6 protein-coding genes are annotated in these 14,781 nt (G+C 71.0%); 3 read left to right on the forward strand and 3 right to left on the reverse strand.

The window, feature by feature from the left end; genetic code table 11:
* Positions 1 to 54 precede the first annotated feature (54 nt).
* The 3 genes from FG94_RS07410 to FG94_RS07420 form a co-directional block, all read right to left on the reverse strand.
* Entirely contained in the window at positions 55 to 921 is an 867-nt protein-coding gene (locus FG94_RS07410) for an outer membrane beta-barrel protein (protein WP_036209071.1), read from the reverse strand.
* Positions 922 to 925: 4 nt separating this feature from the next.
* Positions 926 to 9,007: a GH36-type glycosyl hydrolase domain-containing protein gene (locus FG94_RS07415; protein WP_051996307.1), complete on the reverse strand. Its 8,082-nt coding sequence runs from the start codon at positions 9,005 to 9,007 to the stop codon at positions 926 to 928.
* A gap of 157 nt (positions 9,008 to 9,164) precedes the next feature.
* Positions 9,165 to 11,129 carry an aminotransferase class V-fold PLP-dependent enzyme gene (locus FG94_RS07420; protein ID WP_036209346.1) on the reverse strand — a complete coding sequence of 655 codons (1,965 nt, stop codon included), beginning with the start codon at positions 11,127 to 11,129 and terminating at the stop codon, positions 9,165 to 9,167.
* A gap of 149 nt (positions 11,130 to 11,278) precedes the next feature.
* On the opposite strand from FG94_RS07420, the gene FG94_RS07425 reads away from it, so the two are divergent.
* Genes FG94_RS07425 through FG94_RS07435 form a run of 3 tightly spaced genes read left to right on the forward strand, consistent with a single transcriptional unit; the run spans position 11,279 to position 14,781 of the window.
* Positions 11,279 to 11,764: an Lrp/AsnC family transcriptional regulator gene (locus FG94_RS07425; RefSeq protein ID WP_027867309.1), complete on the forward strand. Its 486-nt coding sequence runs from the start codon at positions 11,279 to 11,281 to the stop codon at positions 11,762 to 11,764.
* Between the two features lie 58 nt (positions 11,765 to 11,822).
* Positions 11,823 to 12,959, forward strand: a complete 1,137-nt coding sequence (locus FG94_RS07430) for a branched-chain amino acid ABC transporter substrate-binding protein (protein WP_027867310.1) — start codon at positions 11,823 to 11,825, stop codon at positions 12,957 to 12,959.
* A 16-nt stretch (positions 12,960 to 12,975) separates the two neighbouring features.
* Entirely contained in the window at positions 12,976 to 14,781 is a 1,806-nt protein-coding gene (locus tag FG94_RS07435) for a DUF885 family protein (protein WP_036209072.1), read from the forward strand.

Here is a 14,781-nt window from a genome sequence, read left to right on the forward strand (position 1 = left end):
TTTATCTACAATTGTTGAGCCAATTCAAGTGCCCTACAGACTCCTTAAACAGCCTTAGAAATGGAAGTCCGCCCGCACCATCGGCGTGCTGGCGCGCTGCCCCGCCCCGCCCGTCGTCCGGCGCGAATTGCCGAACTTGTTGTTCCAGAACTGGTAGCCGACGCCGACCCGGACCTTGTTCTTCGCGTAGCCCAGGCGCGGGCCGACGTCATACATGAACGCGAAGTCCAGGTTGGTCTCGGCGCTGGTCGGGGCGCCGGTTTCGTCCAGGCCCTTGGCGGCGATGAAGTTCAGGAAGCCCTCGAAGGACCAGTGTTCGTTCACCGGGATGCCCCAGCTGGCGCCGAACATCGGATGGGTGTCGTAGGTATAGCGCCCGCGCACGTTGGCGATCGGCGGGAAGGGTCCGCTCGGCGCATTCGATTCGCGCAGCCACAGGATGCTGGTGTTCAGGAAGCCCGGCACGTCCCACATCAGGGTCGGTCCCGCGACCAGCATGCGCTTGCGCGAGTTGTAGCCGACGTCGTCCTTGTGGTTGACGTCGAAGCCGACCGTCAGGCCCACGCCTTTCACCTTGCCGAAGCGGATCTCCTGGCCGCGCAGGGCGCCGATGTCGAGCGTGTGGCGGTACAGCAGGTAGCCCTCGAGCGCGCCGCTGTCGCTGCCGAGGTCGCGCGGGTCGGTGCTGTCGGACTTGAGCACGTCCAGGTTCAGGTAGTTGCTGCCGTACTTGTAGCCGCTGGCGTGGGTGAACGCCACGATGTGCTTCTTGATGTGCTCCGGATTGAAGGGCTCGGCGAAGCGGGTGCCGTAGCGGTAGCTGATGGCGTTGTCGCTCCAGTCCACCGCGCTTGCCGGCGCGGCGCAGCACAGCAGGGCGGCGCAGGCGGCGCCGCTCCATGTCGTCAATCGTTTACTCATGTCCTCATTCCTGGCTGGTTGTTTGATGGCCGGCGAGCGCGTCGCCCGGCTTGCGTTCCACATACAGTTCCACCGTGTGCTCGCGCCCGTCGTCGACGAGTTCGATCACGCGCTCCTGCTGCGGCGTGCCGTCGATGACGAGCAGCTCGCCCGTGGTCGCCGGCAAAACCGTGACATGATAATCGGTCCGGCCGTTGCGGTAGCGAAAACGCAGGCTGTCCCAGCCCAGCGGCAGCAGCGGCGCCAGCGCCAGGCGGTCGACCGTGCGCTGCAGGCCGAGCAGTGCGTCGCTCAGCAGCAGCTGCGCCCAGCCGGCGGCCGTTCCGCCCCCGACCGCATCCATCATGAGCCAAGGCGCGCCGGCCGGGCGCACGCGTGTGCCGGCATCCGGCGCAAGCGGATTCAGGCGGCGCACCATTTCCCAGGCGGGCGTGCCGGCGCCCTCCGCGGCCAGGGCCAGCGCCGCCCACGCCGCCGTGCGCCCGTCCTGCACGTCGCTTGTATCCAGCGCGGCGAGCACCGCCTGGATGCGGCCGGGCGCCGCGCCGGCCATGGCGGCCCATGCCTGGGTGGCGGCGCCGCCGTCCCCATAGGCGGCGCCGTTCCAGCCGTATTCCTCGGCCTGCGCCTTGAGCGCCAGCGCCGCGCCGCGGCAGGTGGTGGCGAAGCCGAAGTCGGCGCGCCGGTCGGCCACCTCGGCGAAGCGCTGCAGCACCGCGGCCAGCAGGAAGGCCAGCAGCACGCTCTCGGGCCGTGCGTCCAGCTCCTCTTCGCCCTCGTGCATGCGCGCATCCTGCAGCGGCATGCCATGCACCCCGAAGCGCAGGCAGCCGCGCAGGCCGTGCACGCAATATTGGTACAGGTCGTCGCGCGCCAGGCGCGTGCCGCTGGACGGGTCGCCGCCGGCCGGCTCGCGCAGGATGCCGTAGTCGCCGGTGATGCCAACGTAGCGGTGCAGCGCATAGGGCAGCCACAGGAAGTCTTCCACCAGCCGGCCTTCGGCGCCGATGTCGGCGCGCGCCGCCCGCAGCAGCGCATCGCGCAAGACCGCCGGGTTGCCGTGCACCGCCGCCATCGCGCCCTGCAGCTGCTGGGCCGGCGTGCCGCCCATGGCGCCGGCCACCGCCGCATAGGGCAGCCAGCCGTTGGCATACAGGTTGAAGGCGGCATCCGGCGTGGACACGCGCTGGCTGCCGAGCAGCTCGTCCCAGAAGGCGTGCACCTGGCGCAGCGCCAGCGCCGCCGCCTTGGCCCCGCCGTGCTGCTGCACCGCGCGGCTCGCCGCCAGCGTGTCGGGCCCGGCCACGCCGAGCAGGAACACCAGTTCGATCGTGGCGCCGGGCGCCAGCTCCACCCGCGTCTGCAGCGCCGCGCAAGCATCGAGCGCGGCGCCCACGCTGCCTGACAGCCCGTTGCGCTCCAGCGCCGCCGGCCGCGCCAGGCTGCGGTGGCGGCCGAAGAATTCGCGCCGGTCGCAAGTCGACGCTACCTGGGGCGCATCGAGGTGGAAGAAGCCGAGCTTGTCGCCAAAACCATCGCCGAAGGCATTGCGCGCCACCAGCGCGCCGCTGGCCACGTCGACGCCCGTGACGACCTGCAGGCCGGGGTTGGCGGCGGCATCGTCCATCCACCATTGCACGTAGCCGGTGACGGACAGGCGGCGCGGCGCGCTGGAGGCGTTGTGCAGCTTGATGACCGCATACTTCAGCGGCGCCCCGGGCGCCACGAAGCAGCGCAGTTCGGACCAGATGCCGTGCGCCACGTGCTCGAACAGCGTATAGCCGAAACCGTGGCGCGTGCGATAGGGCTCGCCGGACGGCATCGGCCAGGGCGTCGGCGACCATGCGCTGCCCGTGTCCTCGTCGCGCAGGTAGAAGGCTTCGCCCTGCGGCGCGCTCAAGAGCAGCGAGCGCCGGCCGCACCAGGTGCTGCCCGGGCCGGTCTGCGGCAGCACGGCGCCGAACACGCCGTTGGCCAGCGCGTTGTCCCACGGCGCGGTCGATGCCTCGTCGCTGCGGATGAGCAGCTCGCGCCCGTCCCGGGAAAATCCCTGGTCGAGCGGGTGCGCCTCGACATCGGGCAGGCGCGCCTCGCTGGTCCAGGGCGCCGGCTGTTCCTGGGCCGCGAACGGCGCCGGCAGCGCGGGCAAGCCTGGCGCCGCGCGGCGCAATTGCTCTAGCAGGCTGCCGCGCTCTTCGAGCAGCAGCACCTGCGCCGCCGCGCGTAGCAGGATGCGGTCTTCCTGCGGCACCTCCGGCAGCAGGTGGACGTGGACGCCCTCCGCCTCGCCCGGCGCCAGCGCCATGAGCTGGTCCAACACGGCGCGGCCCTCGCACAGCACCAGCAGGTCGGCCTCGAAGCCGCGTGCGCGCCAGTAGCCATGCGCCTGGAACACCTCGCGCGCCAGGGCGCTGTCCGGGCCAGGCTGCAGCACCAGCAGCGGGCGGCTGCCGTCCACGCCGTAGGGGCGCAGGGCGGCGCGTCCGCGCACGTTGCGCTCGATGACGCCGGCGTCCGCCCGCAAGCCGGGCACCGGGTCGAGCAGGCAGCCGGCCAGGCGGTTGTAGAGCTGGGCCTGCGCCTCGGTGATGCCGGCCGCGCGCAGGAAGGCCTGGCCATGGGTCCAGGCCGCCTCCACCGCCTGCCCCACCGCCTGGGTACCGGCATAGCGCGCAGCCAGTTCGCGCGCGGTGGCGGGCGTCGGGGCCACGCCCAGCACCAGGTCGATGCTCACTTCCTGGTTCGGCGCCAGCGTGATGCTGCGGCGGATCGCCAGCGCTGGCTGGGAAACGGGCGACGCTTCGTCAAACGGCGGCAGCGCCGCAAGCGGGTCGCGGCAGGCGGCGCTGTATTGCGGTGCGCCGGCCTCGCCGCACACCGCCATCAGGTGCAGGACGGTCGGCGCGCCCGGTCCCAGGGTGCACAGCATGGCCAGGGTCGGCGCATCGATGCGCAGCTGCGCCGCATGCCCTTCTTGCGCCAGCAGCGCGACCTGGCTCGTCACTTCCAGCGTGCGCGGTACGGCGCCCCGGTTGTGGATGCGGATGTGGCGCAGCTCGATGTCGTCCTCGGGCGCCACCACCACCTCGCTCACGATCGCCAGGCCGCGCTCTTCGCGCCGGAAGCTGGCGCGTCCCTCCGCGAACACCGCTTCGTAGCGTTCCGGCTCGCCGTAGATGGGCGCCAGCGTGGGCGACCACAGTTCGCCGGACGCGCTGTCGCGCAGCACGCAGGCAAGGCCGCCCCGGGCGCCGAGCGGATCCGGCTGCCAGCGGGTCAAGAGGAACTCGCCCCAGCGGCTGTAGCCGGCGCCAATGCTGTCCACCAGCACGTGGTAGCTGCCGTTCGACAGCAGCTGCACGTCAGGCGTCGACGTATCCGCGCGGTCGATGACCCGTCCCTGGGCGGATCCCGGGTGCTGCTGCGCGCTGTCGTAGGCTGTCCCAAGCGACGCGCCGCTGGCCGGCACCGGCTCCTGCAGCAGCGGCAGGGCCGCACGCAGTTCCGGGTCGAGGCGGAAGCGGCGCTGCATCGGCGCCCCGTGCAGCAGCTGCAGCAGCGCGAGCAGGCCCATGCCCTGGTGGCGGGTGGCGACGACGCGCACCACGTGGCGGCGCTCGCCGTGCGGCAGCCGGCCCGGGGTATGGTCGACCGCATCGACATAGCCGTAGTCTCCGGCCAGGCCTTCCTGGGCCATGCGCTCGAGGTTGGCCAGGGCCAGGGCCGGCGCCACCGGCAAGGCCAGCATGGCCGCATATGGTGCCGCCACCAGGCCGGCATCGGCGCTGCGCTCCAGGCTGGCCGCGGGAACGCCGAAGCGGCCGAACTGGAACAGCAGCTGGGCGTCGACCGCGTTGCAGCTCGACTCCGAAAAACCCCAGGGCATGTCGTGACGTGCGCCATGCGCCGCCTGGGCCCGCACGGCGGCGCGGCCGGCGTGGTCGAGCAGGGTCTCGCGCCAGGTCGGCATCAGAAGCTGCGGCGCCAGGTAGTCCGACAGGCTGCCCGTGCGCGACAGCAGCAGCTGTTCCGGCCCGGCGATGCGTAGCGGCCGGCCGAGCGTCCACCAGTGACGCTGGCCGAGCTGGCCCTGCGCCACCGCCAGGAAGCTGGCCATGCGGCTGTCCGAGGCCAGCAGGTCGCAGCTGCCCGTGTCCAGGCGGCCGTCGCGCACGTGGCAGGCGGCCGCCAGCAGGCCGGTCTCGGGATCCAGCAGCGCGGCGAAATCCATGCCGGCGAAGCTGCGCGCCTGCCCGGCCAGGCGGGCGCACTCCGCCAGCAGCTTCTGCGCGTGCTGGCGGCCTTCGCGCACCAGCCGCGCCAGGCCGTGGTGGCTGCCGACCGGGGCCTCCAGGGCCGCCAGTTCGCGCAGCGTCGGGATCCGCGTCAGGCTGGCCTCGAGCACGTATTCCTGCTCGGCGCGCATCCAGGGGGCCAGCGCCAGCAGCTCGTCCTGCTGCGCATGGCATTGCGCGGCCAGGCGCGCCGCCCAGCCGCGCAGCGCGGCATCGGCGGTTTCCGGCAGGCCGGCTTCCAGCGCGTCGGCGGCGGCGGCCACGTGGCGCAGGCATTCGGACAGGCCCGGCAAGGTGTCGGCCGCGCGGCCGCGCTGCGGGTCGAGCGCGCCCCAGACCTGGGCCACCAGCGCACGCACGCCATGCGCCTGGTGCTGGACCAGCTCGTCCACCACCTGCACGGCGGCGCGGATCCCGTCCAGCGCCCGCGGTCCGGCGACCGGCGTGTCCGGCAGCTCGTCCAGCCCGACGGCAAGCAGGCGCAGGCCGAGCGCCAGCCAGCCGCTGTCGCGGGTCGACACGCAGGCCGGCTCGACCGGCGCCAGGGTGGCGCTGTCGTAGGCGGCCAGGAAGTGGCCCTTCCAGCGCTCCAGCAGGGCCATCGAGGCCAGCGAGACATCCAGGCGCCGCAGCAGCTCGCCCGGTGCGATGAAACCGAAATCGCGCGCCGCGAGCGTGGACAGCAGGAACACCGACATGCCGCTCGGGGTAGTGCGGGTGTCCACCAGCGGGTGGGGATGCTCCTGCACGCTTTCCGGCGGCAGCCAGTTGTTGGCGGGGCCGGCGTGGTCCTCGAAGAAGCTCCAGCTGCGGCGCGCGAGGCGCTGCAGGCTTGCCTGCCGCGCCGCCGGCAGGCGCGCCTGGGCGCGTTGCGGCAGGCTGGTCCACCAGGCCAGCAGCGGCGACAGGAACCACACCAGCAGGACCGGCGCCGCCGTGAACAGGGAATACGGGTTGGCGAAGGTCAGCAGCAGGCTGGTGGCCACCGCCAGCGCCGGCGCGAACCACATGGTCAGCCAGTTGTTGGCCACCACCCGGGCCGGGCGCGCCAGCGCGGCCGGGCGCCACTCCAGCTGGCGCCGGCGCGACACCCGGCTGCGCCACAACGCCTTGAGCACGGCATCGAGCTGGCACCAGGCCGCATGCGGCAGGAAGCTGGTCGCCAGCGCCGCGCGCACCAGCGGCACGCGCGCGCCGCGCGCCCAGCTGTCGAGGTGCTGGCGCCATGGCGCACCGTGCGGGCGGTCGCTCAGCGCCACCAGGCTGCCCAGCAGGGCCGGCAGGAAGAACACCGACAGCACCATGGCGGTCCAGAACGCCGGCTCCGCCAGCCGGCTCCAGCACAGGACCAGCAGCGCCGCCAGCGCCGGCGCCACCAGGCTGTCGCGCAGGGTGTCGAACAGCTGCCAGCGGTCGGCGGCGCTCATCGGGTTGGCTTCGCGCTCGCCCTTCGCCTTGCCGATGCGCGGGCGGATCCAGCCGGCCACCTGCCAGGCCGCCCGCACCGCACGGTGGCGGCGCACGGCATGTTCGCCATAGCTGCCGGGCAGCGCTTCGGCGAGGCGGACCTCGCAATCGCTCTTCGCGTGCAAACACCCTTCGTCGACGATGCCCGGCGCCGGCAGGACCTCGTCCGGCAGGCGGCCGCGCAGTACCCGTTCGTAGGCATCGACCTCGTAGATGGCGGACCAGCCGAACATGCCCTGCGCTTCGCACTCGCGCACGGCCAGGCCGGCGGCCCAGGTGCCGTGGGCTTCGAGCCACATGCGCTGGTAGCGGCAGGCCTGCGGGTCGGGCAATGCGCCGCCGACGACCGGACGCAGCATGGCGTGCCCTTCGATCACGCGGGTGCCGCCGGCACTGAGTGCCGGCTGGTTGAGCGGATGGGCCATGGCGCCGACCAGGCAGCGCGCCGCATCGCGCGGCAGGTCGGTGGCGGCGTCGAGCGTGATCACGTAGCGCATCTCCGCCAGCCCGGCCGTGTTGCCGGCCACGGTGGCGAAGCGCTCGCGCCCCGTCCCGGCCAGGAAGGCATTCAGGTCGGCCAGCTGGCCGCGGCGCCGCGCGCGCCCGATCCAGGCATGCTCGCCGGCGCTCCAGGTCCTTGGGCGCTGCAGCAGCAGGAAGGGTTCGACGCGCACCCTGGTGGTGGTGGGCTGGCCGTCTTCGTCGAGCGTGGGGAAGCGGTGTTCGCGCGCATGCTTGCGGTTGAGCGCCTCGATGGCGGCGGCGGCATGCGCCACCAGCGCCTCGTCGCCCGGCATGGTCTCGCCAGGCGCGTCGTACAGGTCGGCCAGCAGGCAGAAACGCAGGCGCGGATCGCGGTTGGCCAGGTAGCGCACTTCGAGGTCGCGGCACAACGCGTCGAGCTGGGCGCTGTTGACCAGGCGCGCCGACACGGCCACCAGGGCCTGTTCCTCGGCGGGGATGCCGTCGTCGAAGTCCATGCGCGGCGTCGGCGACGGGCTTGCCAGCCAGCTCGCCATCATGTCGACCAGCGAGCGCGCCAGACCGCTGGCGCCGATGAGCGCAAGCAGTCCGATGATGAGCTGCAGCCCGAGTCCGGCGCCCTGCTGGCGCGCGGCGATGACGACCGCCGCCGCGAACAGCAGCGTGAACACCACCATCCCGGCGATGCGGGCCGCCAGCGGGGCGTGGCGCAGGCGCCGCCCCAGCCCTGCCGCCAGGCCGAGGGTCGGCTGCAGCCGCGCTTCCAGCGCCGCCAGGCCGGGGCCGGCCAGGTAGTAGCCGATGTGGCGCCGGCGTGCATCGAGTCCTCCTTCACCGGGCGTCAGGTTCTTGCCCGCCAGGGCCAGCGCCTCTTGCGCCACCTCGGTTTCACTGCGTCCGCTCCGGCGCGCCAGCCGTTCGATGGCGAGGCGGTACAGGTCGCGGGTGGCGCCGTCCATGCGCGGATAGCTGCCGTCCGGGTCGGCGCGCAGGATGGGTTCGACGGTGCTGGCGCCTTCAGCTAGCTGCCGCCAGTCGATCCCGCCGAGCAGGCGCAGGCTGGCCAGGCTGTTCGCCACCCGCGTGCCGTCAAGCGCCATGGCGTCGCGCTCGTCCGCTACCATCTGGCTGATGCTGGAACCCTCGTCCGCCAGGCGCGCATCAATCCAGCCGAGGGCCTGGGCGACCACCGGCCCCTGCCCCTGCAGGCGGCGCGCCAGTTCCGCCACGAAGCTGCCGCCCAGCGGCTGCACGGCGCGCGCCATGTCGGCCACCAGCAGGACCAGGTCGCCGGAGCGCTGCGCGGCGGTGTCGAGCAACTTGCCGGCCCAGTCCGCGGCAAGGATGCGTTCCTCGCAGGCGCGGGCGCCGCGCACGGCGACCTGGCGCAGCCCGTCGAGCAGCGCCAGGCGCAAGGCGGCGGGAAACAGGCGCAGCTCGGCCAGCAGCAAGGGAGCGTCCTGCTGGGCGGCGGCGAGGAAGCCTGCCAGGCCGACGCGTTCGATGCGTCCGTCGTCCCGGCTCGCCGCGTCGCGCGCCAGCATCAGGATGCGGGCCTGGCCGCCAGGTCCCGGCAGCGCGCCGCGATCGTGCAGGCCGATGGCGGCCCGCACCTGGCGCAGCTGGGCATCGATCAGGGGGCTGTTGTCGAGGATGGCGCCGGTGGCGGGCGGCAGGTCGCTGCCGCGCTGGCGGGCGCGGTCGAGCGCATCGCATGCGGCGTCGATCGCGCCGGCCAGTTCGGCCAGCTGCGCCCGCAGGCCGGGCGCGCCCTCATCGCGCGCATTGTTCATGACTGCGGCGGTGCCGGATTCAGCCTTCGGGTTCTTCTCTTGCTTCAACAGGGACCTCGACACAGAGGCGCGCGCTGTCGACCGCCGGCGCGCGGCGCGCCTGAAGCAGGTCGATGGGAAGGGAAACGCAGGGCGCGCACGGCCACCGCCATGCTAGAAGAAGCCAGCGGTAGCTACTGTGCGGTGCCGTACACAGGCGGGGGATTCAGCCGGCCAGCGCCAGTCCTCCGGCCACATGCCAGGCCTGGGCATGCCCGAGGCGGCGCAGCAGGCGCGCGGCGCGGGCGCTGCGGTTGCCGCTGCGGCACAGGAACACCAGCGGACGGGACTCGCGCAGCCAGTGTGCAGCCTGCCCGGCCAGCTGCGACAGCGGCACGTGCTGCGCGCCGCGTCCGCGCAGCTGGGCGCAGGCCGCCGCGTGTTCCGGCAGCTCGCGCACGTCGACCAGCAGGGCGTCGGGGTGGGCCGCCAGGTAGGCGGCCGCCGTGGTCGGGTCGAGGTCGATGCCCTCGTCGGGCAGGGCCTCGGCGCCGGGCCGCGACACCGCGGGTTCGCCGATCCGGTGACAACACAGGGCGGCGTCGAAGCCGTCGTTCCCGGGAGCGGCGCCGAACACGAAGCGCACCGCGCCAGCGGCCAGCACGCCGTTTTCCGGATGCCCCAGCAGGTATCCGTCGCCGTGTTTCGCCAGCACGTCCTGGCCCAGCGCGATGGCGTCGAGCGTGGCGCCGGCGAATTCCACCTGCTGCGCGCCGCCCGGCCAGCCCGGTGTCAGGCCCAGGATGTCGCATAGCGCGTCGGCGCCGCCGGCGCCATGGCTGGTGGCGAAACAGGCCAGCAGGCGGCATTCGCGCGTGCTCAGGTCGGCGGCAATGCGCGCCGCCAGCGCTTCGGGCGGATCGATCGCGATGCAGTGGCGGCCCTCGTCGTCGAACAGCAGCCAACCGCTGGCGCCGCCCGCCTCCAGCTGTTGCAGGCGCGCCGCCGGCCTGGCCTGCGCCAGCGCGCGTCCGCAGTGCGCGATCCGGGCGCAGGCGCTCTCGATGAAGTCGTCGTCCACCAGCGGGCCGAAGGACAGGCGCACGGCCGACGCGCTGCGCTCCAGGGGCACGCCCATCGCATCGAGCACGTAACTCGGCGCCGCCTTGGCGGCCGAACAGGCCGAACCCGCGCTGACGCGCACGCCGGCGGCATCGAACAGGTCGAGCAGCTCCTTGCTGCCCAGGCCCGGCACCGAGAAATTCAGCGTGGTGGGCAGGGCATGTTCGAGCGGTGCGTTGAACACCAGGCCCGGGAAGGCTTCGCGCAGGCTTGCTGCAAGGCGGTCGCGGTAGCCGCGCAGCTGGACGTGGCTGCGGAAAGTCGTGCCCTCCTCCAGCGCGCCGAGCACCGCTCCAAGAGCGGCGATGCCGCCCATGTTCTCGGTGCCGGAGCGCTGCCCGGCTTCCTGGCCGCCGCCGCACATCAGCGGCGTGTAGGGCGCGCCCTCGCGCACGTACAGCAGGCCGATGCCCTTGGGCGCATACAGCTTGTGGCCCGAGAAGGGCGCATAGTCGATGCGGGTGGCGTCGAGGCCGAGCGGCAGCTTGCCGAGCGCCTGTACGCAGTCGACCATCCACAGCGCCGGACTGCCGGTTTCTTGCAGCTCGCGCGCGATGCCGTCCAGGTCGGACACCACGCCGGTTTCGTTGTTGGCGGCCATGGTGCACACAAAAGCGGCACGCGGCGCCAGTTCGCGCAGCAGATCCAGGCGGTGGCGGCCGTCGCCGTCGACCGGCAGCGCGCGCAGCTCCAGCCCGGTACCGAGCACGCGGTTCCAGTGCGCCAGGCTTTCCGGCACCGCCTTGTGCTCGGTGGCGCCGTAGAGCAGCAGGTCGCCGCAGGCTTCGCCGCGCGCGCGCCGTTCGCGCACCGCGCACAGTGCCGACAGCACCGCGGTCTGGATGCCTTCGGTGGCGCCGCTGGTGAACATCACCCGCCCCGTGGCGGCGCCCAGCACGCGGCGCGCCCGGGCGCGGGTGGCGTCGAGCAGGGCCTTGGCGCGCAGGCCGCAGGCATGGCTGCTGCTCGGGTTGCCGAAGCAGTCCTGCATGACGGCCGTCGCCGCTTCAATGGCTGCCGGGAGGACCGGCGAGGTGGCGTTGGCGTCGAGGTAAACTTCGTTGTTCATCATCACATTACAAAAAAGTAATTAGTTGCTGCGGATCGTGTTATTGTTGATGAGTATGTTACGGAGTCGCGCCGGTAAACATATCCTAATTTATCCGCTTTATGGCGCGGAATTGGCATATACGTTCTCGATATATCGATATAGTGAAAATGAACTCACTCGACAAGTTTGATTGCGCTATTCTTGCCGCATTACAGGCGGATGCCACCCTCTCCATTTCCGGCCTCAGCGAAAAGGTCGGCCTGTCCAGTACGCCCTGCTGGAAGCGCGTCAAGCGCCTCGAGGAAGAGGGCTATATCGAAAGCCGGGTCAGCATCGTCAACCGCGAGAAGGTCGGCCTGCCGGTGACGGTGTTCGTCAGCGTGCGCACCACCGAACACGACGAAAAATGGCTGGCGCGCTTCGCCGCGGCCGTGGTCGCGCTGCCGGAAGTGCTGGAGTTCCACCGCATGAGCGGCGACGTCGACTACCTGCTCAAGGTCGTCACCACCGATATCGCGGGCTATGACCGCTTCTACAAGAAGCTGATCAAGACCGCGCGTCTGACCGGCGTGTCCTCGGCCTTTTCGATGGAGCAGATCAAGTGCACCACCGCGCTGCCGCTGGAGTTGATCTCGCACGGCTTGCCCGCTTAACCCCCGGCGGGTTTCGTGCGATGATGGCGTCCGTTCGAATACAACGGAGACCCAGGGAATGCCATCCAAACTGCACATGGCGCCGCTCGCGCTGGCCGCGCTGCTCGCCATCGACGTCAATACCGCCAACGCCGCCGAACAGGTCGTGAGAATCGGCGTGAGCGGCCCGCTGTCCGGTTCCAATGCCTTCGCCGGCAAGGACAACGAGAACGGCGTACGCCTCGCCATCGAAGAACTCAACGCACAGAAGCTCCAGGTCGGCGGCAACACGATCCGCTTCGAGCTGCAGTCCGAAGACGACCAGGGCGACCCGAAACAGGGCGTCAACGTGGCGCAGAAATTCGCCGACGCCAAAGTGAAGTTCGTGCTCGGCCCGTACAACTCGGGCGTGGCGATTCCCGCTTCGCGCGTCTACAACGACAACGGCATCCTGATGTCGACCGTCGGCACCAATCCCAAGATCACCCAGTCCGGCTACCCGACCGTGTTCCGCATCGTCGCCAGCGACACCCAGGTGGGCGGCTCGGTGGCAGCCTACGCGGCCAAGGAACTGAAAGTGAAGAACGTCGGCGTGATCGACGACCGCACCGCCTTCGGCCAGGGCGTCGCCATGGAATTCAAGCGCCAGGCCACCGCCAACGGCATGAAGGTCGCCGGCCACGAGTACACCACCGACAAGGCGACCGACTTCGCCGCCATCCTTACCTCGCTCAAGGCCAAGCGCGTGGACGCCGTCTTCTTCGGCGGCTATGCGCCGCAGGCCGCGCCGATGGCGCGCCAGATGAAGGCGCTCGGCCTGAACGTGCCGCTGCTGGGCGGCGACACCCTGTGCAGCCCGGAGATGGCCAAGCTGGGCGGCCCGGCGGTCGGCGAGAACGTGCGCTGCGCCCAGGCCGGCGCGATCGTTGCCAAGCAGCCGGGCGGCCCCGCCTTCATCAACGCCTACAAGGCCCGCTTCAAGCGCGACCCGGACGTGTATGCGCCCTCGTTCTACGACCAGACCAAGTTCATCGCCCAGGCCATGAAGTCGGCCAACTCGGTCGATGCCGCCAAGGTCGGCGCGGCCATGCACAGCATCAGCTACCAGGGCGTGGTGGGCACCTACGGCTATGACCCGAAGGGCAACCTGAAGAAGACGGCCGTCACGGTCTACACCTTCAAGAACGGCGCACTGACGCCGCTGGCCAGCTACTGATTCACAAGGAAACACCATGAACGCAAGCTTCAAGCTCGCAAGCCTGGCGGCGGCCGCGCTGCTGGCCTGCGGGCCGGCCGCGGCCGCCCAGGCCGACGCCCCCAAGCCGGCTTCCGCCGCCGCCAGCGCGGAAAGCCGCCAACTCAATGCGCTGGCCGACGAGTACTACGAGTCGCTGGCCCGCTTCGAGCCGGTGTGGGCCACCGAGAGCGGCGACAGCCGCTTCAACGACAAGCTGGGCCTGTCGATCTCGCCGAAGCTGCGCGAGCAGCAATTCGCGCTCTACCGCAGCTACCTCAAGCGCTTGTCGGGCATTCCGCGCGAGCGCCTCGGAGCGCGCGACCAGACCAGCTACGACATCCTCAAGTTCGAACTGAACAGCGCGCTGCGCCTGGCCGCCTTCCCGGAACACCTGATCCCGATCGACCAGATGCTCAGCATGCCGGTGATCCTGGCGAACTACGCCGGCGGCCAGGGCGCCCAGCCCCTGAACACCGTGCGCGACTACCGCGCCTACCTGAGCCGCCTGGCGCAGCTGGTGCCGCACATCGACCAGTCGATCGCCAACATGCGCGAAGGCGTCAAGCGCGGCGTGGTGCAGCCGCGCGAGCCGATGCAGTCCGCCCTGCCGCAATTTAAACAGCTGGTAGCGGGCAAGACCGAGGCGAGCATCTTCTACACGCCGATCAAGAACATGCCGGCCAGCTTCACGGCTCTTGAAAAGCGCAGCCTGACGCAGGCCTACCGCAAGACGATCGCGAACAAGCTCAATCCGGCGCTCAAGCGCCTGGCGACCTACCTGGAAAAGGACTACCTGCCGAAGACGCGCACCAGCGCCGGCTGGAACGCCCTGCCGGACGGCGCCGCCTGGTATGCGGCGCGCGTGGCGGCGATGACCACCACCAGCCTCACGCCCGAGCAGATCCACGAGATCGGCCTGAAGGAAGTGGCGCGCATCCAAGGCGAATACGCCGTGACCGGCCCCAAGATGGGCTACACCGGCCCGGCGGCCGGCCTGCCGCGCTGGGTGGCGCAGCAGCCGAAATACAAGCCCTTTACCTCGGACCAGCAGGTGATCGACGTGTACCGCGAGCTGGACACCAAGGTGCGCGCCAAGCTGCCGGCCCTGTTCACCCTGATGCCGAAGGCGCCGCTCGACCTGCGCCTGGAGCCGGAACTGTCGCGCGCCACCGCCTCGGACCACTACACCCCGCCGGCCGCGGACGGCTCGCGTCCGGGCGTGTTCTGGTCGGTGGTGAACGATCCGAAGCTGTACGGCAGCACCGGCATGGTCACGCTCTACCTGCATGAAGGCCAGCCGGGCCACCACTTCCACATCGCGCTGGTGCAGGAACTGGGCCTGCCGAGCTTCCGCAAGTTCGGCGGCAACAACGCCTTCACCGAGGGCTGGGCGCTGTATGCCGAGACCCTGGGCAAGGAGATGGGCCTGTTCGACAAGCCCGAGGATTACTTCGGCCACCTGAACGACGAGATGCTGCGCGCCGCGCGCCTGGTAGTGGATACCGGCCTGCACGCGAAGGGCTGGAGCCGTGACCGGGCCATCACCTATTTCCAGGACACGCTGGGCTACTCGGAAGCCGAGGCACGGGCGCAGATCGAACGCTACATGGTCTGGCCGGGACAGGCGCTGGGTTACAAGATCGGCTCGCTGAAGATCATGGAACTGCGCAAGCGCGCGGAAAGCGCACTGGGCGAGAAGTTCAGCCTGCCGAAGTTCCACGAGATCGTGCTGGGCGAAGGCACGCTGCCCCTGGCGGTGCTGGAGGCGAAGGTCGATCGGTGGATTGCCGAGACCAGGTAA

This window comes from Massilia sp. LC238, assembly GCF_000735635.1.
GTDB classification, from domain to species: domain Bacteria; phylum Pseudomonadota; class Gammaproteobacteria; order Burkholderiales; family Burkholderiaceae_D; genus Telluria; species Telluria varians.

Excerpts from the sequence above, each read along its gene's own strand:
- FG94_RS07410 (WP_036209071.1), bottom strand. The coding sequence starts at position 921 with ATGAGTAAACGATTGACGACATGGAGCGGCGCCGCCTGCGCCGCCCTG.
- FG94_RS07420 (WP_036209346.1), bottom strand. The coding sequence starts at position 11,129 with ATGAACAACGAAGTTTACCTCGACGCCAACGCCACCTCGCCGGTCCTC.
- FG94_RS07425 (WP_027867309.1), top strand. The coding sequence starts at position 11,279 with ATGAACTCACTCGACAAGTTTGATTGCGCTATTCTTGCCGCATTACAG.
- FG94_RS07430 (WP_027867310.1), top strand. The coding sequence starts at position 11,823 with ATGCCATCCAAACTGCACATGGCGCCGCTCGCGCTGGCCGCGCTGCTC.
- FG94_RS07435 (WP_036209072.1), top strand. The coding sequence starts at position 12,976 with ATGAACGCAAGCTTCAAGCTCGCAAGCCTGGCGGCGGCCGCGCTGCTG.